This window comes from Tenacibaculum mesophilum (assembly GCF_003867075.1).
In the GTDB taxonomy this organism is placed as follows: domain Bacteria; phylum Bacteroidota; class Bacteroidia; order Flavobacteriales; family Flavobacteriaceae; genus Polaribacter; species Polaribacter mesophilus.
In genome coordinates this window covers 2,955,676-2,975,578 of sequence record NZ_CP032544.1, presented here as the reverse complement: position 1 = coordinate 2,975,578, position 19,903 = coordinate 2,955,676, and the positions used below count along the sequence as shown (strand labels likewise).

General features: G+C 31.3%; 23 protein-coding genes. 12 read left to right on the top strand and 11 right to left on the bottom strand.

What is annotated here, in order from left to right; all coding sequences use genetic code 11:
• Nucleotides 1-27 precede the first annotated feature (27 nt).
• From rpsO to folK, 3 genes are all read left to right on the top strand, one after another.
• Entirely contained in the window at nt 28-297 is a 270-nt protein-coding gene (gene rpsO / locus D6200_RS13580; protein ID WP_047788611.1) for a 30S ribosomal protein S15, read from the top strand.
• A gap of 187 nt (nt 298-484) precedes the next feature.
• A complete protein-coding gene (locus tag D6200_RS13575) occupies nt 485-2,713 on the top strand; it encodes a polyribonucleotide nucleotidyltransferase (RefSeq protein WP_047788612.1) in 2,229 nt (742 codons plus the stop codon).
• A 277-nt stretch (nt 2,714-2,990) separates the two neighbouring features.
• Nucleotides 2,991-4,121 carry a 2-amino-4-hydroxy-6-hydroxymethyldihydropteridine diphosphokinase gene (gene folK, locus D6200_RS13570; protein WP_047788613.1) on the top strand — a complete coding sequence of 377 codons (1,131 nt, stop codon included), beginning with the start codon at nt 2,991-2,993 and terminating at the stop codon, nt 4,119-4,121.
• Between the two features lie 29 nt (nt 4,122-4,150).
• On the opposite strand, the gene gldC is transcribed toward folK, so the two are convergent.
• Both gldC and gldB read right to left on the bottom strand, forming a co-directional pair.
• A complete protein-coding gene (gldC, locus tag D6200_RS13565) occupies nt 4,151-4,489 on the bottom strand; it encodes a gliding motility protein GldC (protein WP_047788614.1) in 339 nt (112 codons plus the stop codon).
• The gene (gldB, locus tag D6200_RS13560) at nt 4,489-5,451 is read right to left on the bottom strand and encodes a gliding motility lipoprotein GldB (RefSeq protein WP_073181860.1); all 963 of its coding nucleotides are present in this window, start codon (nt 5,449-5,451) and stop codon (nt 4,489-4,491) included. Before gldB ends, gldC begins: the two co-directional genes overlap by 1 nt.
• Before the next feature lie 92 nt (nt 5,452-5,543).
• Between gldB and nadE the strand changes: the two genes are divergently transcribed.
• Entirely contained in the window at nt 5,544-6,332 is a 789-nt protein-coding gene (nadE, locus tag D6200_RS13555; RefSeq protein ID WP_073181862.1) for an NAD(+) synthase, read from the top strand.
• A gap of 47 nt (nt 6,333-6,379) precedes the next feature.
• Here nadE and dnaG read toward each other — a convergent pair whose 3' ends face one another.
• Nucleotides 6,380-8,389 carry a DNA primase gene (gene dnaG, locus D6200_RS13550; RefSeq protein ID WP_073181864.1) on the bottom strand — a complete coding sequence of 670 codons (2,010 nt, stop codon included), beginning with the start codon at nt 8,387-8,389 and terminating at the stop codon, nt 6,380-6,382.
• A 137-nt stretch (nt 8,390-8,526) separates the two neighbouring features.
• On the opposite strand from dnaG, the gene D6200_RS13545 reads away from it, so the two are divergent.
• On the top strand, nt 8,527-9,444 hold the full coding sequence (locus tag D6200_RS13545; RefSeq protein WP_073181866.1) for a leucine-rich repeat domain-containing protein: 918 nt from the start codon (nt 8,527-8,529) through the stop codon (nt 9,442-9,444).
• Nucleotides 9,445-9,517: 73 nt separating this feature from the next.
• Here D6200_RS13545 and clpX read toward each other — a convergent pair whose 3' ends face one another.
• From clpX to D6200_RS13525, 4 genes are all read right to left on the bottom strand, one after another.
• Entirely contained in the window at nt 9,518-10,756 is a 1,239-nt protein-coding gene (clpX, locus tag D6200_RS13540) for an ATP-dependent Clp protease ATP-binding subunit ClpX (RefSeq protein WP_047788619.1), read from the bottom strand.
• 44 nt (nt 10,757-10,800) lie between these two features.
• The gene (clpP, locus tag D6200_RS13535) at nt 10,801-11,460 is read right to left on the bottom strand and encodes an ATP-dependent Clp endopeptidase proteolytic subunit ClpP (protein ID WP_047788620.1); all 660 of its coding nucleotides are present in this window, start codon (nt 11,458-11,460) and stop codon (nt 10,801-10,803) included.
• A 129-nt stretch (nt 11,461-11,589) separates the two neighbouring features.
• On the bottom strand, nt 11,590-12,912 hold the full coding sequence (tig, locus tag D6200_RS13530; protein ID WP_047788621.1) for a trigger factor: 1,323 nt from the start codon (nt 12,910-12,912) through the stop codon (nt 11,590-11,592).
• A 131-nt stretch (nt 12,913-13,043) separates the two neighbouring features.
• Nucleotides 13,044-13,391 (bottom strand): phage holin family protein, encoded by a 348-nt coding sequence (locus D6200_RS13525; protein ID WP_047788622.1) that lies wholly within the window; start codon nt 13,389-13,391, stop codon nt 13,044-13,046.
• 196 nt (nt 13,392-13,587) lie between these two features.
• On the opposite strand from D6200_RS13525, the gene D6200_RS13520 reads away from it, so the two are divergent.
• The 4 genes from D6200_RS13520 (at nt 13,588) to D6200_RS13505 (ending at nt 15,887) form a co-directional block, all read left to right on the top strand.
• Nucleotides 13,588-14,154 carry a Crp/Fnr family transcriptional regulator gene (locus D6200_RS13520; RefSeq protein ID WP_047788623.1) on the top strand — a complete coding sequence of 189 codons (567 nt, stop codon included), beginning with the start codon at nt 13,588-13,590 and terminating at the stop codon, nt 14,152-14,154.
• A 62-nt stretch (nt 14,155-14,216) separates the two neighbouring features.
• Entirely contained in the window at nt 14,217-14,795 is a 579-nt protein-coding gene (locus D6200_RS13515; protein WP_047788624.1) for an NAD(P)H-dependent oxidoreductase, read from the top strand.
• Between the two features lie 121 nt (nt 14,796-14,916).
• Entirely contained in the window at nt 14,917-15,411 is a 495-nt protein-coding gene (locus D6200_RS13510; RefSeq protein ID WP_053056652.1) for a DUF2867 domain-containing protein, read from the top strand.
• Complete coding sequence (locus tag D6200_RS13505) at nt 15,399-15,887, top strand: TlpA family protein disulfide reductase (protein ID WP_083574765.1); 489 nt, start codon at nt 15,399-15,401, stop codon at nt 15,885-15,887. The genes D6200_RS13510 and D6200_RS13505 overlap by 13 nt, the downstream gene beginning before the upstream one ends.
• Nucleotides 15,888-15,896: 9 nt before the next feature.
• On the opposite strand, the gene D6200_RS15350 is transcribed toward D6200_RS13505, so the two are convergent.
• Nucleotides 15,897-16,043, bottom strand: a complete 147-nt coding sequence (locus tag D6200_RS15350; RefSeq protein WP_159432109.1) for a hypothetical protein — start codon at nt 16,041-16,043, stop codon at nt 15,897-15,899.
• Nucleotides 16,044-16,049: 6 nt separating this feature from the next.
• A complete protein-coding gene (locus D6200_RS13500; RefSeq protein ID WP_073181870.1) occupies nt 16,050-16,268 on the bottom strand; it encodes a hypothetical protein in 219 nt (72 codons plus the stop codon).
• A 145-nt stretch (nt 16,269-16,413) separates the two neighbouring features.
• Between D6200_RS13500 and D6200_RS13495 the strand changes: the two genes are divergently transcribed.
• A complete protein-coding gene (locus tag D6200_RS13495) occupies nt 16,414-16,671 on the top strand; it encodes a hypothetical protein (RefSeq protein ID WP_047788627.1) in 258 nt (85 codons plus the stop codon).
• Between the two features lie 74 nt (nt 16,672-16,745).
• Here D6200_RS13495 and D6200_RS13490 read toward each other — a convergent pair whose 3' ends face one another.
• Both D6200_RS13490 and D6200_RS13485 read right to left on the bottom strand, forming a co-directional pair.
• Nucleotides 16,746-17,513 (bottom strand): alpha/beta fold hydrolase, encoded by a 768-nt coding sequence (locus tag D6200_RS13490; RefSeq protein ID WP_125064430.1) that lies wholly within the window; start codon nt 17,511-17,513, stop codon nt 16,746-16,748.
• Between the two features lie 2 nt (nt 17,514-17,515).
• A complete protein-coding gene (locus tag D6200_RS13485; RefSeq protein WP_073181874.1) occupies nt 17,516-18,229 on the bottom strand; it encodes a pyridoxine 5'-phosphate synthase in 714 nt (237 codons plus the stop codon).
• A 59-nt stretch (nt 18,230-18,288) separates the two neighbouring features.
• Here D6200_RS13485 and D6200_RS13480 point away from each other — a divergent pair, with 59 nt between their 5' ends.
• The gene (locus D6200_RS13480; RefSeq protein WP_047788630.1) at nt 18,289-18,948 is read left to right on the top strand and encodes a CBS domain-containing protein; all 660 of its coding nucleotides are present in this window, start codon (nt 18,289-18,291) and stop codon (nt 18,946-18,948) included.
• A 31-nt stretch (nt 18,949-18,979) separates the two neighbouring features.
• Nucleotides 18,980-19,876, top strand: coding sequence for an NAD kinase (locus D6200_RS13475; RefSeq protein ID WP_082118619.1), 897 nt, complete (start codon nt 18,980-18,982; stop codon nt 19,874-19,876).
• The last annotated feature ends 27 nt before the right edge of the window (nt 19,877-19,903 follow it).

The following is a 19,903-nucleotide window of genomic DNA, read 5'->3' as shown; positions in this document are numbered from 1 at the left end:
CATAATAATCATTTAAATAATATTGGCATGTATTTAACAAAAGAAGTTAAAGAACAAATCTTCGCAAAACACGGTAAAGGAGCAAATGATACTGGTACTGCAGAAGGTCAAATCGCGTTATTTACGCACAGAATTAACCACTTAACTGAGCATTTAAAGAAAAATCGTAAAGATTTTAACACAGAACGCTCGTTAGTACGTATGGTAGGTAAGCGTAGAAGCTTATTAGATTATCTAAAGAAAAAAGAGATTAATAGATATCGTGCGATTATTAAAGAATTAGGAATTAGAAAATAATTCTACAAGAAAAGAGGCTCTATAAACGTGCCTCTTTTTTATTTTTACATGAAGTTTATTTCTGACTAACAAACAGAAATTTATATATAAAAAGCTCAAAATTACTAACAACAATTTTGATTTTCCATTGGAGCAACAACAACACAACAACAAACAAAAACGAATTAAAATTTAGAAGAATTAATTTATGATTCCAAAAGTATTTAACCAAGTAATAGAACTTGGAGATGGAAGAACCATCACATTAGAAACAGGAAAATTAGCAAAACAAGCAGATGGTTCTGTTGTTGTAAGAATGGGAGATACAATGTTATTAGCAACAGTTGTATCAGCAAGAACTGCAAATCCAGGTATTGACTTTTTACCATTAACGGTAGATTACCGTGAAAAATTTGCAGCTGCAGGTCGTTACCCTGGTGGATTTATGAAGCGTGAAGCACGCCCTTCAAACGAAGAAATTTTAACAATGCGTTTAGTAGACCGTGTATTGCGTCCACTATTCCCAAAAGATTACCACGCAGAAACTCAGGTAATGATTCAATTAATGTCTCATGACGAAGAGGTAATGCCAGATGCCTTAGCTGGTTTAGCCGCCTCTGCTGCAATTCAATTATCAGACATCCCTTTTGAAGCACCAATTTCGGAAGTACGTGTTGCGCGTATTAATGGTGAATTCATTATCAACCCTAGTGCTACTCAATTAGCTGAAGCGGATATCGACTTAATGGTTGGAGCTTCTAATGACTTTGTTGCAATGGTTGAAGGAGAAATGGATGAAGTTTCTGAAGAAGAAATGGCAGAAGCAATCCGTGTGGCACACGAAGCTATTAAAGTACAATGTGATGCTCAGGTAGCATTGGCAGAAGCTTTTGGTAAAAAAGAAACTCGTGAGTATGAAGGAGAAGCTGAAGACGAAGAGTTAGCACAAAAAATTCATGATGCAGCTTACCAAAAATGTTATGACATTGCTAAAAAAGGAACTTCTAAACAAGAAAGAGGATTAGCTTTTTCTGAAGTTAAAGAAGAGGTTATTGCAATGTTCACCGAAGAAGAATTAGAAGAATACGGTGATTTAGTAGGAAAATATTTTAGTAAAGCACACAAAGCTGCTGTTAGAGATTTAACTTTAAATGAAGGTTTACGTTTAGACGGACGTACCACTACTGATATTAGACCTATTTGGTGTGAGGTAGATTACTTACCAAGAACTCATGGTTCATCAATCTTTACACGTGGAGAAACTCAAGCATTAGCTACAGTAACTTTAGGTACTTCTAGAGATGCAAACATGGTAGATTCTCCAACAATGCAAGGAGAAGAGAAATTCTACTTACACTATAACTTCCCTCCTTTTTCAACTGGAGAAGCACGCCCTTTAAGAGGAACTTCTCGCCGTGAAATTGGTCATGGTAACCTAGCTCAAAGAGCTTTAAAAGGAATGATTCCTGAAGATTGCCCTTATACAGTTCGTATAGTATCTGAAGTATTAGAATCTAATGGTTCTTCTTCAATGGCTACTGTTTGTTCGGGTACAATGGCACTGATGGACGCAGGGGTTCAAATGAAAAAACCAGTTTCTGGTATTGCAATGGGGTTAATTTCTGATGGTGATCGTTATGCAGTTTTATCTGATATTTTAGGAGATGAAGATCACTTAGGAGACATGGACTTTAAAGTAACTGGTACTGCTGATGGTATTACAGCTTGTCAAATGGATATTAAGATTAAAGGATTATCATATGAAATCTTAGTAAAAGCTTTAAAACAAGCTCGTGATGGTCGTTTACATATCTTAGAAAAATTAACGGATACTATCGCTACTCCAAATGACGATGTTAAATCTCATGCACCTAAAATGGTAAATAGAGTAATTCCTAACGACTTAATTGGAGCATTCATTGGTCCGGGTGGAAAACATATCCAAGAGTTACAAAAAGAAACAGAAACTACGATTGTTATTAACGAAGACCCTGTTACTGAAGAAGGTATCGTTGAGATTTTAGGAACAAATCAAGAAGGAATTGATAAGGTTATCGCTCGCATCGATTCAATGATGTTTAAACCTGAAAAAGGTTCTGTATATGAAGTAAAAGTAGTGAAGTTATTAGATTTTGGTGCTGTTGTAGAATATACTGAAGCTCCAGGAAATGAAGTTTTACTACACGTTAGCGAATTGGCTTGGGAACGTACAAACAACGTAACTGACGTTGTTAATTTAGGGGATATTTTAGATGTAAAATACTTCGGAATTGACCCAAAAACACGTAAAGAAAAAGTATCTCGTAAAGCCTTATTACCTAAACCAGAAGGTTATGTAGCAAGACCACCTAGAGATAACAACAAAGGAAGAGATAATCGTAATCGCGATAATCGTCGTGACGATAGAAAACCTAGACAGGATAAAAAAGAATCATAAAATTCTTTAGATATAAAAAAGCAACCTTATAAGGTTGCTTTTTGTTTTTATACACCTCTTTAAATAAAGAAAGGCTGCTAAAATTAGCAGCCTTTAACTTTAGAGTTATTTCAGATCATTCCCCAATAATCATATAAAAATCTTACTCTATAAAGAAATCCATTACTACAACAGTTGAAAAATAAAATACCCTACTTTTTTTTTGAAAAATTTATTTAAATAAAAATCTTTTTTTAGCCTTTCTTTTTTTAGTTTTAGTTTTCTTTGCATCCCATTCATGAAAATACAACGAATCACATACATTTCTATAGGAACCAACCAAGGAGATAAGCTAGCTAACATTCAGAAAGCAATTAACTTAATTGCAGATAAAGTAGGTGCTGTATTAAAAGTAGCATCTGTATACGAAACTGCTTCATGGGGATTTGACAGTAATAATTTTTACAACACTTGTATTAAAGTTTCAACATATTTACCTCCTGAACAATTAATACTTAGGTTACTCTATATCGAGAAAGAGCTTGGAAGAACTAGAAAAAATGCTGAAGAATATTCTGACAGATTGATTGATTTGGATATTTTATTATTTGATGATGAAATTATATTTTCAAAAACCTTAATTGTTCCACATCCACGAATGTTAGATCGTAAATTTGCTTTAGTTCCTTTGGTTCAAATTGCTCGTAATGTTATTCATCCAATTGAAAAAAAGCATTTATACATTTGTTTAGAAAACTGCGCAGACACTTCTGAAATTATCAAGTTAGATGTAAAATTAGAAAGGCCAATTCCTATTACCGAAAAGTATAATTATATAGCTATTGAAGGTAATATTGGTGCCGGAAAAACATCATTAGCCAATATGATGTCTGATGAATTTAATGCAAAAATTGTCTTAGAACGTTTTGCGGACAATCCGTTTTTACCAAAGTTTTATAACGACAATGAACGCTATGCTTTTCCTTTAGAAATGAGTTTTTTAGCAGATCGTTACCAACAGCTTTCTGATGATTTAGCACAGTTCGATTTATTTAAAAATTTTATTGTTTCAGATTACTACATTTTTAAATCACTTATTTTTGCTCAAATTACTTTACATAGTGATGAGTATAAATTGTACAGAAAAATGTTTGATTTAATGTACAAAGAAATCACAAAGCCTGATTTATATGTGTACTTATATCAAAATACTGAGCGTTTATTAGAAAACATTAAAAAACGCGGGCGCGATTACGAACAAAATATAGAAGCAAGTTATTTACAAAAAATCCATGATGGTTACAGTAATTTCATTAAAACACAACCTGATTTAAACATCCTAATTGTTGATGTTTCTGATTTAGATTTTGTAAACAATTCTAATGATTATGAAACAATTATTAATAAGATAAAAAATTACAACGCATAAAAAAAAGCAGCTTTTAAAGCTGCTTTTTTTTATTTCTGAATTAACTCAAGCTTTTCAGCAAAGTAGTCGCAAAAATCGCGCATGGTAGCACTCATTTTTTCATCATTTGTAGCTCTTTCAAAAGAGTTTGCCATAGACACTAAGGTTTGATGAAAAAACTGCTTCATTTCATCTACAGGCATATCTTTAGTCCATAAATCCATACGTAACGTATCTTTTTGTTTATGATCCCAAACAGATAGCATAATTGCTTTTGAAGCTTCATCTTTTATACCTCCGTCTTCTGCATTCCAAGTAATTTCTTCTGGAATTCTATTTTCGTCTAGCCCTACTTTAAATGTTATTTTTGATGTATGTTCTATCGCCATTATCTTTTTGGTTTATATCTTGAGTTTTTGAAAATCTCCTCTTCACTCGTTTGTAATAATTGATGCAAAGATACATCATTCTTTTGCATGTACGAACTTACGATTTGCCAACCAATCCACTCTCCTATTCTTCCTGGAGATTGACTATCTTCTTCCATATAAAACTTAGAAAAAGGAGCTAAATCTAAAAAGCGTTTATCTACATCTTTACTAGTACTGTACAACAAATCTTTTTCTATAAAATACATCCATATTTGTTCTTCATTACTCTCTGCCCACTCTAGTTTTTTTTGTGAATACCCTATTTTTACAGCATCGGCTACGTTAGGTAAATAAGCATCTAGCAAATACATTTTTTTTCCTCGATAAATCATTTTATCTATGAAACTCCTTGCCATACTAGGTAGCATTTGTTTACCTACTATAGCCTTGGCAACGTCAACTACGATGTGCTTTTTAGTATTATTTTGTTTTACATAAGCTGGATAATCATTATAAAACTCATGTTTTTCACCTAAATAAGCATCTAAAGAAACCAACAACAAACTATCTGTATATACAATTCTGTTATTATAATCAATATTTGTTAGCATGGTAATCACTTTCGGACTAACAAACCTTGGATTATAATATTTTACATGTTTAAATAATGATATTAACTGCTCCTTTTCTTCTTCGACATCAGAAAAAACCTTTTGAGTTTCAGTAAATAATTCTTGCTCATCTTTATTATTAATCTTATTTATCCAAACACTATCAGGTTGTGGAGGGAAAAGCATCGGGTACTTTTCTTTTGTCTTAGTAAGCTCGTTTGTTTTAGTTGTATAAAAGTCAACATCAAAACGTTCTAAATTGACATTTACACTAATATTAGATACATCAACATCTAACTTATTACTTTCTTCGTTTTTACATGAAAAACTTATAAAAACTAAGGCAACTAGTGCTAAAATTTTTCTCATGAACTTTAGTATATTTACATTCTAAATTACAACGTCGAAATTACTAAATTAGTTTTTACCTCTTAACTGTAAACTCTTAAAATATCACAAAAATGAATACTCCTAAGGTTGCTGAACACATTATAAATTGGTTAAAAGATTACGCTACTAATGCAAAAGTGAATGGTTTTGTTGTAGGAATTTCTGGTGGTATTGATAGTGCAGTTACCTCTACTTTGTGTGCTAAAACTGGTTTACCTACGTTGTGTGTTGAGTTACCTATTCATCAAGCTAAAAGTCAGGTAAACAGAGCTAATGAACACATAAAACAATTAAAAGAACGTTTTAGCAATGTGAGTGAAGCAGAGGTAAACTTAACCTCTACTTTTGAAGATTTTAAAACGGTGGTTCCTCCAATAGAGTCTTCTCCTAAAGTTGATTTAGCTTTAGCAAACACTCGTGCTCGTTTACGTATGACAACCTTATACTATTTTGCTGGGTTGCACGGTTTATTAGTTGCAGGAACTGGAAACAAAGTGGAGGATTTTGGTGTTGGGTTTTATACCAAATACGGTGATGGCGGTGTAGATTTAAGTCCTATTGCTGACTTAGTAAAATCAGAAGTATATGAATTGGCCGCATATTTAGATGTTCCTTCTTCTATTCAAAAAGCACAACCTACCGATGGTTTGTTTGGAGATAGTAGAACTGATGAAGACCAAATTGGAGCTTCATATGATGAGTTAGAATGGGCAATGGAAATGCAAGATGCTGGTAAAACTGTGGATGAATTTTCTGGTAGAGAGTTAGAAGTATATAAAATATACACACGTCTCAACCGAATTAATCAACATAAAATGATACCTATTCCTATTTGTGAAATTCCTAAAGAATTTAAATAATAAAATAATTTTACTTTTCTATTAATTTTATTCTTAGTGAGTGATATTTAGATTACACGGTTTAATTTTTCAAAAAGACGTTTTTTCAACCCTGTATAATTACTTATTTCTTCTAGATTTGGAACTGCTTTTTGCTCTTGGCTTTCTTGTAGGATTTCTTTAATTTTTTCTTCAATCAAAACTCTACGTAAGTTTAAAATAGCATCCGTTACCAACTTTGGAAGAATTTTTACGGTTTCCGTTACAAAAACTTCTTTACGCTCCCAATCGCTTAGATTGTATTTTTCTTCATCCATCAAAATATTCGTTACTAAGCTAGATATTTGTGGATTTTCGTGCATTACCAAATGATCTACTTTAATTTTTTCATCTTGATTTAATTGATGAATTAACTCATAATAGGTTAATCGAAATATTTCGTTGGTAAACTCTATTTCGTCTTCTTGTAAGTTCAAGTACAACTCGTTTGAAACCGTATTTTGATATTCTTCTTTTTCTAAAAATGGACGCCCTCTTTCATCAACTGCATCTACCCAGTTTACAAAATCAACAACTTCATTTCCGTATAACAACAATATTCTAATAACTTCTTTTTCAAGAATATTTAATTGGTTGATATTGTGTTGCAACTTCCCTTTTCCTCCTTTTATTGCTTCCATTGAAGCTTGTCCTTGCTCTTGAAAGTATTCTGAAGGTGGTTGGTTAGGGTCTTGCCCTGCACTACTCTTTCTCATTGCTGTTGCTCCTTTTTTTAACAACTGGGCTAACTCACTAAATAATACTCTCTCGGAAATGTCCATAATACGTGCACACTCTTGCACATACACTTCCCGTTGAATACCATCAGGAATTTTAGAAATACTTGTAACTATATCTCGAATTAAACCTGCTTTTTTTACAGGGTCGTTCGCCGCTTCTTTCATTAATAAAGAAACTTTAAACTCTATAAAGTCTTGTGACTTCTCTTCTAAATACTGTTTTAATTCAGCATTTGAATGTGCTTTGGCAAAACTATCAGGGTCTTCACCTTCAGGGAAAGCCACTACCCTTACATTCATTCCTTGCTCAAGAATTAAATCTATTCCACGAATTGAGGCTCTAATTCCAGCTGCATCACCATCAAAAAGCACAGTTATATTCTGTGTTAATCGATTTACCAAACGAATTTGATCGGGTGTTAATGCTGTACCAGAAGAGGCTACGACATTTTCAATTCCTGATTGATGAAATGAAATTACATCAGTATATCCTTCTACTAAAAAACAGTTATCTTCTTTCGCTATTTCTTTTTTAGCTTGATATAGACCGTAAAGAATTTTACTTTTATGATAGATATCACTCTCAGGAGAATTGAGGTATTTTGCGGCCTTTTTATCGTTAGTAAGTATTCTACCTCCAAAACCTAAAATACGACCAGACATACTGTGAATAGGAAACATCACACGCCCTTTGAATCGGTCGAACTTCCTATCTTCTGCTCCTCCTTCTTTTACAATCGTTAAACCTGTAGATTTTAGATATTTTAAATCATACCCTTTGTCCAATGCTGCTTTGGTAAAATTATCCCATTCGTCTTTACAATACCCTAAATCAAATTTTTCAATAGTATCTTCTCTAAATCCTCTCTCTTTGAAATAAGACAGCCCAATTGCTCTTCCGTTTTGTGTATTCATTAATACATCATGAAAGTAGTCTTTGGCAAATTTTGAAACCAGGAACATACTTTCTCGCTCATTCATCTGCTGTTTTTGTTCATCAGACTGCTCGGTTTCTTCAATTTCAATATTGTATTTTTTAGCTAACCACCTTATTGCTTCTGGGTAGGTATAATGCTCGTGTTCCATTAAAAATGAAATTGCATTCCCTCCTTTTCCCGTACTAAAATCTTTCCATATTTGTTTTACAGGCGATACCATAAACGAAGGAGTACGTTCGTCTGTAAACGGACTTAACCCTTTAAAGTTACTTCCTGATTTTTTTAACTGAACGAATTCTCCTATCACCTCTTCTACTCGAGCGTTCTCAAAAACTTTATCAATGGTCTGTTGGGTTATCATATACTACAGAAATACAGCAAACAAATATACTACTAGTTTTAAAAGTTATTTTATTGTTACAAAACTCTAGGCAAATTTAATTTGCTAAAAACATATAATTACATAATTTTGACAAAAATTTCCCCAAATACAAATTAATGAAAATAATTACTTCAGCTTGTTTTGCAACTTTTTTTGCATTTAACATATATTCACAAGAAACAATTCGTATTCCTGATATTGGCTTAGAAGAATGTTTAATTAACTTAAAAATTGACTCGAATGGTTTGAATGGTAGTATTACAATTAGTGATGCTGAGTATGTTACCAACTTAAATGTTAATGATCCTGTTACTAATAAAGATTTACCTAATGTATATTCTAAAATTAAAGACTTAACAGGCTTAGAAAGTTTTCCTAATTTAAGACGTTTAGATTGTTTTGGCAATGAAATTACTAAAATTGATTTATCACAAAGCTCTTCTATTAGTTTTTTAAACTGTAGTGAAAATAAAATTGAACGTTTGGATGTTAGCAAAAATCATAATTTAACTTATATAAGTTGTGATTATAACAAATTAACATCTTTAATACTTGGTGAAAACCCAAACATTCAAAGTTTATACGCTAGTTACAATCAACTTACTACGTTAGACGTTTCAAACTGCCCTAACTTAGAAAGTATGGATGTTACTGGTAATAAAATTAAAACTATAATTGTTAGTGAAAAGCAATTAGCTAACATTCCTCAAGGATGGTATAAAGACGAAAAAACTACATATACAACCAGTAATGGTACTGTTTCTGATAACAAGGTAGCAAAAGAAGAGATTGTTGTAGAACAGGAAGAAAATAAAGTAGAATCTACTGAAAACAAACCTAAGGAAATAAAAAAACCTGTACAAAAGTATGCCGAAAGCTTTATAAAATTGGTTGTTTCTGAATATGAAAAAAGTGTATTAAACGAAACATATTTAAAGCAGATAAGAGAAGATCTTATGTACAAATATGATATTAAAGACGAAGAGATTACTAAATGGATACAGCAATATAGTAAGCTTCATAAAACAGAATAACATATTTAGTTTCAAACGTACTAAAAAAGCCATCAAATTTGATGGCTTTTTTTATTTCTTTCAATTAATATTTTTAAGATGCTGCTCTTAATTTTTTTAATGCCGATTTTGTTAGTTTAGATTCAGCATATTCTTTTGTTACCTTAAATTCTTTTTCTTCAGAACTTGGCATATCGAACATCGCATCGGTTAAAATAGCTTCACATAACGAACGTAATCCTCGAGCTCCTAGTTTATACTCTACTGCTTTATCAACAATAAATTGCAATGCATCTTCAGTCATTTCAAACGTTACATCATCCATTGCAAACAGTTTTGTATACTGTTTGATTATTGAGTTCTTAGGCTCTGTTAAAATAGCTCTAAGTGTTTTTTCATCTAACGGATTCATATAACTCAATACTGGTAAACGACCAATGATTTCTGGTATTAAACCAAAAGACTTTAAATCTAGAGGTGTAATGTATTGCAATAAGTTATCGTGGTCAATTTTATCTTCTTCTACCGAAGCACTATAACCAACTGCTTGCATATTTAAACGCTTACTAATAAATCTATCAATTCCAGAAAATGCTCCTCCTGCAATAAATAAAATATCTTTAGTATTTACTTCAATAAACTTTTGTTCTGGATGCTTTCTTCCTCCTTTAGGAGCCACATTTACAACTGCTCCTTCTAATAACTTTAATAAAGCTTGCTGCACACCTTCTCCAGAAACATCTCGTGTAATTGATGGATTGTCTCCTTTACGAGCTATTTTATCTATTTCATCAATAAATACTATACCTCTTTCTGCTTTTTCAACATCGTAATCTGCTGCTTGTAACAAACGACTTAAAATACTTTCTACGTCTTCTCCTACATAACCTGCTTGTGTTAATACAGTTGCATCTACTATAGAAAATGGTACATTTAGCATTTTAGCAATTGTACGAGCCACTAAGGTTTTTCCTGTTCCAGTTTCTCCTACTAAAACAATGTTCGATTTTTCTATCTCTACCTCATCTTCATCATCTCTAGTTTGTAACAATCTTTTATAATGATTGTATACAGCTACAGACATAGCTCTTTTGGTTTGATCTTGCCCTATAATATATTCATCTAAAAAAGCTTTGATTTCTCTTGGCTTTTTCAAGGTTAAATCTTTTGATAAATCGCTTGTTTTAGCTTCAGCTATTTCCTCTTCTACAATTCCATAGGCTTGCTCTATACATTTATCACATATATGTGCATCTAAACCAGCAATTAATAAATCGGTTTCTGGTTTTTTACGCCCGCAAAAGGAACATTGTAAATTTTCTTCTTTCGACATCTTATCAGCTTATTGCCAATAGCTCAGTGCTATTAGCTTGTTTATTATTTTCTAGTTAAAATTTCGTCTACCATACCGTATGCTTTTGCTTCGTCGGCCTTCATCCAATAATCTCTATCAGAATCTTTGTTTACTTTTTCTACTGTTTGACCTGAGTGCTTAGCTATGATTTCATACAACTCATCTTTTAATTTTAAAATTTCACGAGCTGTAATTTCAATATCAGATGCTTGTCCTTGTGCTCCACCTAGTGGCTGATGAATCATAATACGAGAGTGTGGTAATGCTGAACGCTTTCCTTTTTCTCCTGCACACATTAATACAGCTCCCATTGAAGCAGCCATACCTGTACAAATTGTTGCTACATCTGGTTTAATAAATTGCATAGTATCGTAAATACCCAAACCAGCATATACACCACCTCCTGGTGAATTAATGTAAATTGAAATATCTTTTGATGCATCTACACTTTCTAAAAACAATAATTGTGCTTGAATTACATTGGCTACTTGGTCATTAATTCCAGTACCTAAAAAAATAATTCTATCCATCATTAAACGAGAAAAAACATCCATTTGAGTAATGTTCATTTGGCGTTCTTCCATAATATATGGAGTTAAGCTACTTGTTATTTTTCCTAAGTAATTACTATTTATTCCGTGGTGTTTTGTTGCGTATTTTTCGAACTCTTTTCCGTAATCCATTTTTAAAATGTTTTTGGGTTATAAAGATGTAAATATAAGAACTATTTCTTTAGTATTTTGTTACTGTTAATGGCTAAAAAAACCTGAATGTACATTCAGGTTTTTATTTATAATTTTAGTAATTAACTATTACTTGTATACTTCTTTAATGAAATCTTCGTAAGAAACTTCTTTTGTATCAAAGCTCATGTTTTCTTTATAAAAAGCTAATAATTTTTGGCTTATTAATTGAGATTGTAATTTTTGAGCTTCGTCTTGATTTTGTAAGATTCTTCCTGCGATATCATCTAACTCTTTTTCTTCTGGATTCATGTTTCCAAATTGAGCCATTTGAGCTCTAATAAATCCTTTTGCATAGTCTACTAACTCTGCATAGTCTAATTTGATGTCGTTATCTTTCATAATCTTTCCTTCGATTAATTGGTAACGTAATCCTTTTTCAGACTTGTTATATTCTTCAACAGCTTCTTCAGCAGTTAATTCTTTTTCTCCTGCAGTTTGTAACCACTTTTGTAAGAATTCAACTGGTAAATCAAACTTTGTGTTATCCACTAAGTTCTCGGTAATTGCGTTTAACAATTGTTGATCTGCTTGTTGTTGGAATTGCTTTTCTGCGTCTTCTTTAATTTTATCTTTTAATTCAGTTACAGTTTTTACACTTCCATCAGCAAATAACTTATCAAATAACTCTTGATCTAATTCTGCTGGTTCTATCTCAGTAATTTCTTCAATAGTAAATGTTACAGGAATATCTAAGTCATGAACCTCTTCGTGAGATACTCCTAAAGCCCCTTGTAACTTGTGCTCGTCTTCAAATAAGTTTTTAGTTTTTAATTCTAAAACGTCTCCAACTTTAGCACCTACAAACTTCTTTAAGTTTGTTTTTCCTTTAATATCTTTTACAGAAATTGTAGATTTTTTGTTGATTTCTTTCTCTTCGTTTACAAAAGTACCAGTTACATTAGTTTGTTCAGCAACTTCGTCTTTAGCTGACATTTTACCGTAACGAGATTGGATGTTTTCAACTTCTTTCTCGATTAACTCGTCTGTAGCAACAATGTTATATTGAGTTACTTTGTTTTTTGGTTGTAAGTTTACGTCGAACTCAGGAGCTAATCCTAATTCGAATTCAAAAGAGAATTTATCTGCATCCCAATTGAAATCTTCTTGAACTCTTGGTAATGGGTTACCTAAGATATCTAACTTCTCTTCAACTAAGAATTTGTTTAACGACTCTTGTAAAAGCTTGTTTACCTCATCAATCATTACTGATTTTCCGTACTGCTTCTTTACCATTCCCATTGGTACATGACCTTTTCTAAAACCAGGAATGTTAGCTGTTTTACGGTAATCGTTTAATACTTTTGTTACTTTATCTTGATAATCTTCTGCAACAATATCAACTTTTACAACTGCATTTAATGCATCTACGTTTTCTTTTGTTATATTCATCTTAAAAATCTGTTTCTTAAAAAATCGGGTGCAAAATTACTACTTTATTTATTGATAACCAAGACTTTTAGTTATAAGAATATTATCTTTTTTACTTCCCTTATTTTCTAGTTTTTAATGTTTTAGGTTACTTATTCGTCTCCTTCTTTTAATAGTGAAAACATTAACGATCTGAAAATTGACAGCAACACACTGAACAAGAGTGCTGTAAAAAATCCGCTAACTGCAAACCCTGACACTAATTTATCTGCCAATAATATAATCACTGCATTAATCACAAATAAGAATAACCCTAATGTAACGATGGTTGCTGGTAGTGTAAAAAATACTAACAACGGACGTACAAACAGGTTTAACAACGCAATTACTACTGCTACAATTACTGCAGTTGTATAACTAGCTACTGTTACTCCTGGTAAAATATTTGCCAATACAATTACTGCTAATGCCGTTAACAATACTTTTAAAAATGTTTTCATATTTCTTTTTTATTTAATTGGTTATGAATTATAAATTTACTCTTTTTCACTGAAACTATTAATTCGTAACACTTCATATACTTTACCATAACCATACCAAAACAGAAACCTGCTGTTTTGACAGGTTTAAAGCTTTGTTTTAATTTTTGATGGATTTTTATTTTAACTTCGTCTTATTTTTAATTAAAACAATAAAATGCTCAAAAAACACTTGGCCTCTTATAATATTCTTTCCGAAGAAGAAATAGACAACTTTGTAAATTTAGTTAGATATAAAAAACTTAACAAAGGTGATTTTTTTATTCAAGAAGGTAACACTTGCAAAGAAGTAGCTTTTATAACTTCTGGTATTTTTAGGTCGTTTTATCATTCGTCTGACGAAAAAGAAGCTACTTATTGTTTTTTATCAGAAAACTCATTTGTTACTGCATATTCATCTTTTATTTCTCAAACAAAAACTAATGAAAATATTCAAGCGTTAACCAACGCTGAACTATACATCATTACCAAAGAACAATTTGTAGCACTAGAAAACTCAAGTACCAATTGGCTACGCCTTTTTAAAATATTTGCTGAACAAGAATATATAAATCTTGAAAACAGAATATTTGTTTTGCAAAATGAAAGCGCTGAAAACCGTTACAAAAAACTGTTAGAAACGCACCCAAACTACCTAAAAACCATTCCATTACAGTACCTAGCTTCTTATTTAGGAATTACACAACGACATTTAAGCCGAATTAGAAAATCGGTTTTTTATTAGACAATTGTCCTTTTTAAGCTTATAAAACCACCCGTACTTTGCTTTATAATCTTAACTATATTATGAAGCATATTTTATTAATAAACGGACATCCTGATAAAGAAAGTTTTAACCATGCACTGGCAGCTTCTTACAAAAGAGGCGTTTTGGAAACCGATGCTATTATTGAAGAAATTACCATCACTGACTTAAACTTTAATCCCAACCTTAAATTTGGTTACCGAAAAAGAACGGAACTTGAACTTGATTTACAAGAAGCTTTAACTAAAATTAAAAAAGCAGATCATATTGTATGGTTTTTTCCTATTTGGTGGGCTGGTTACCCTGCTATAATGAAAGGTTTTATTGATAGAGCTTTTTTACCAGGAATAACTTTTCAACCTATTGAAGGAAAACCTTTTCCTAAAAAACTTTTAAAAGGTAAAACTGCTCGACTTATCATTACTTCTGACACCCCAAGCTGGTATGATTATCTTTTTATGAAAAGACCCGCTATTAGACAGTTTAAAAAGGGAACCTTAGAATTTTGCGGTATAACTCCTGTAAAAACTACTTTCTTTTCAGTAATAAAAGATTCAACTCCTAAACAAAGAAACTTATGGTTACGTAAAGCATATACTTTAGGTAAAAACAAACAATAACTCAACTTTCTTTTTTTGGTTAAAAAAATACTAGTTTATGTTAAAATTTAAATAGCTATATACTAAAATTCTACAATTACTATTTATATATTTACATTCATATTTTTATGAGATTAGTAATATGAAAAAAGTTAAAGAAGATAAAACTCTTTTGAATAAAGACATTAAAAAACTACTTCCTACAATAAATTTTCATGACACATTCTCTACCACTAATCATACAAACACAATAGAAGAAATTGTAAATTTAATTTTTAATAAACCTCCAGTTTGGGTAGACTTTTTATTTAAATTACGTAATAAAATTGCTGCTTTTTTTAATTTAAAAAACAACTACCCTGATGATTATAACGAGCGGTTTGATGTTGGCGGATATGTAAGTTTCTTTAAAATTTTTTCTATATCAAGTAATGAAGTTGTATTAGGTGCTAATGACACTCATTTAAATTTTAGAGCAATCGTACACAACAATCACGATCCTTTTTATAACATCAAAGTTATTACGTTAGTTGAATACAATAATAAAAAAGGTGAAGTATACATGAAGCTTATAAAACCTTTTCATAGGTTAGTTGTTAAGAGAATGGTTAAAAATGCTTATAAATTAAACAATTAACTTTTTGTACTTTTGAGCTATTAAAAAATAACTCTATCAAACCTGTAACCTCAATAAAAGTAACCGATTTTAATCAAAACGAAGTTAACTTACTTGAAAAGTATGCTAACAAAATTCTATTATTGTTGTTTTACAACAATGCTTGTTTAGGTTGCACTGGTAGAGCCATTCCACTAGCCTATAAGTTTAAACAAACATATAAGGATATTGAAGTTATTGGTATTCATAGTAACTTTAGCAGTAACAATGTTACCAGGGATGATATCTTGAGTATTTTTACTATAAACGAACTCCCGTTCCCTATTTATATAGATAACAACCACAAAATGTATGATTTTTTTAATTCGGAAGGAACACCTCAATGGGTACTAATAACCCCTAATGGTGAAGTGTATAGATCTATCTTTGGATCGCAAGATAATGCTCAAAATAGATTATATTACGCCTTAGAAAGTTTAACCAAAACAAGTAATTAGATTAGCTAGTTATTCTTTTAACACCTTCGCTACTTGACTGGCTATTGCCTCTTTAACTTCTTTATCTTCTTGTAACAAATACAACAAACTATCTTTTAAACGACTATTAATATCTTTGATTTTATATATTGAAGAAGGTTCGTTTGTTACTGACAAAAGCATTTATTCTTTACCTGTTAATAACCAAGTTGGGTTTATTTCAGGAAAAGAATGTAGAATTTTGTTTAAAACATTACTTTTAAATGATGATTTTCTTCGTATTGCCGTTCCAATAGAGTTGTTAGAAACATCAATAATTTCTTCAAAAGACCTTATATTTAACCTTTTATAGTTAATCACCTCCTCTACCCTTTTATATGTTTCATCTACAAAGTCGCTCATTAAAAATAACTTTTTTCTAAAATTTATTTAATTTTGTTTTCGTATTTAGATTTTTGTTTGTATTTTTACTTCGTAATAAGTACACAATACGTACAAATATAAATTAAAAAGTGCTATCAACTTCTAAAAAACAACTTGAGTTTTTATGATAACTGCTACACAACGAAAAGAATTAGAAAAAATTAAGCCACCTAAATACCGCGACAAGGTAAAAAACTACTTGAGTAAAAACGGTCATGATTTCTCTTTAGAAACCATACAAAAAGTATACTCAGGTAAAAGGAAAAACTTAATTGTTGAAAAAGCTATAGTAAATGTTTTTTACAACTACATGAAAAACCAACAAATAATTGATGACAATATCAACTATTTAATTGACGAGATAAACAGTGATTTCCCTTAATAATTTTTTTGTTTTTCGCCGGGGGGCGATTATTTTAAGCGAGGGACTAGGGATTAATAAATTCCTCCTCGCTTTTATTTTAAAAAAGTTACAGCTTCTTTATAAAAATATTCTGGATTTTCAGCATGCAGCCAGTGTCCAGCATTGAGTATTGTTTTTATCACTGCTTTTGGAAAATGTGCCTGAATTAATGGCTCATCTTCTTTTGATATATATCCTGAATTCGATCCACGCAAAAACAACGTTTTTCCTTCAAAAACTGTAAAAGACGGCAACGCAACACCTACTTCACTATTATTTTCTGTTAACGACTTTAAATTAAAACGAAACCCTAATTCGTCTTTCGTTTTTCTGTACACATTCTTTGCTAAAAATTGACGGATTCCTTTTTCTGGAATTAACTCAGCTAATTTTTCATCTACTAACTTACGTGAAGTTTGCACCGAAAAATCTACGGAGTTTAACGCCGCTAAAATTTCGTGATGATGTGGCGGATACATTCTTGGAGAAATATCAGCTACAATTAGTTTATTTACTAACTCAGGGTATTCGGTTGCAAATAACATTACTGTTTTTCCTCCCATAGAATGCCCTAACAAATCTACTTTTTTAAGATTATGATATTGAATGTAATTATACAAATCTCCTACCATTAACTCATAATCAAAAGCGTCCGAATGAAAACTTCGCCCATGATTACGTTGATCTATTAAATGCACCTCAAAACCATCTTCTGCAAATTTATTGGCATGCGACTTCCAATTGTCTCCCATACCAAAGTATCCATGCAAAATAAGTAACGGGGATCCTTCTCCAATGATTTTTGAATGTAATACTTCCATAATTATTGCAAACGATGTAAATACATATTCACAACATTTTCTAAGCCTAAATATAAACTTTCAGATATTAACGCATGCCCTATAGACACTTCAGCCAAATGAGGAATATTTTGTTTAAAAAATTGAATATTATCTAAGCTTAAATCATGACCTGCATTAACTCCTAAACCTAATTCATTTGCTAAAATTGCAGCTTCCGCGTATGGTTTTACCGCTTCTTTGTTTCCTTTTTCGTACTGCGTGGCAAACTCCTCTGTATACAACTCAACTCTATCGGCTCCTGTTTTAGCAGCAGCTTCAATTAACTTTAAATTTGTATCAATAAAAATTGATGCTCTAATTCCTGCTTCTTTAAACTCAGCAATCACATCTTTTAAATACGATTGATGTGTTATAGTATCCCAACCAGCGTTAGATGTAAGTTGATCAACGCTATCAGGGACCAACGTTACTTGTGTTGGTTTAATTTCTAACACCATTTGTTTAAATTTATCAATTGGATTTCCTTCAATATTATATTCAGTTGTTACAATTGATTTTAAATCATAAGCATCTTGGTAACGAATATGACGTTCATCTGGCCTTGGATGAATTGTGATTCCTTCGGCCCCAAAACTTTGTATGTCAGTTGCTACTTTTAGTAAATTAGGCACGTTACCACCTCTAGAATTACGAAGTGTAGCTATTTTATTAATATTAACACTTAACTTTGTCATGTTGTAAAATTATAGGACAAAGGTAACGCATTCAAACATTTTAAACTATATTCGTAGTAATGAAAATCAATGATTTTATATTAAAAGAAATTAAAGCACTTACGCTAAACGACACAGTGAAAAGTGCTCAAAAGCTGTGTAATGATTTACCTATAACTCATATTCCTGTTGTTGAAAACGACAGATTAATAGGTTGTTTACCTGAAAGTGATATTCAAACTATTGAAAATAAAAATCGTACACTGAGTGAATACTCTTATTTACTAGATCATTTTTACACAAATGAAAATGCTACACTACTCGATTTAATTACTTTATTTGCTGATAACGACTCGAATTTAATTCCTGTTATAGATAAAAACCTGCATTATGTAGGCTATTATGAATTGAGTGATATTTTAGATGCTTTTGCTAACAGCCCTTTTTTACATAATGAAAGTGATACTTTAATTATTGACAAGAATAAAACAGATTATTCTATGGGGCAAGTAGCTCAAATAGTTGAAGCCAATAACGGTAAATTATTAGGTGCATATATTTCTTCAGAAAACATAAATAGCATTGAAGTAACCCTTAAAGTTGTTTCAGAAGAAATAAATGAAATTATTCAAACATTTCGTAGGTACGGTTACAACGTTATTACACAACACGAAGATGATTTTTATTTAGAAGAACTTAAAGATAGAGCTGCTTATTTAAGAAAGTACTTGGATATGTAATTTTTTCAATAACCAACACAAAATTTTAACAGTGAAAAAAGTCGCTATTTACGGTCAAGCATATACTACACTTGCAGATAAAGAGGTTAAAATTCTTTTAACTATCTTAGAAAAACATAATATTGTTGTTTTTTTTGAACAACAATTCTATAATTTATTTCTTGAAAAGAATTCACTAAATAAAAAGTATCCTACCTACGCACATTTTAATGACTTATCAAACACTTTTGATGTAATGTTTACCATAGGTGGAGATGGTACTATTTTGAGAGCTGTAACCTACATTAGAGATTTAGATATTCCTATTATGGGTATTAATACGGGGCGTTTAGGTTTTTTGGCCACCATACAAAAAGATCAAATTGAAGAAGCAATTAACTTAATGCTTAAAAAAGAATATACACTTCAAGAACGATCTTTATTACAAATAGAAACTTCTCCTACAACTGAAGATTTTTCTGAACTTAACTTTGCTCTTAATGAGGTTACTATTGCTAGAAGAAACACAACTTCTATGATTGGAATTAAAACCTCATTAAACGAAGAATATTTAACAAATTATTGGGCTGATGGATTAATTATAGCAACACCAACAGGTTCTACAGGATATTCACTTAGTTGTGATGGTCCTGTTATTTTACCTAATTCAAAAAGCTTTGTTATTACTCCCATTGCACCACATAATTTAAATGCGCGTCCAATGGTTATTCCAGATGATACTGATATTCTTTTAGAAGTAAGTGCTAGAGAAAAAGATTTTTTAATCTCTCTAGATTCACGCATTACCACTGTTTCCTTAGGAACTGAAATAAAAATACAAAAAGCACCATTTACCATAAAAAGTATTTTACCAAAGAATCAATCTTATTTAAATACCTTGCGCGGAAAACTTTTATGGGGAGAAGACATACGAAATGAATCGTTATAACTATAATGATTACAATAAAACCGTAAA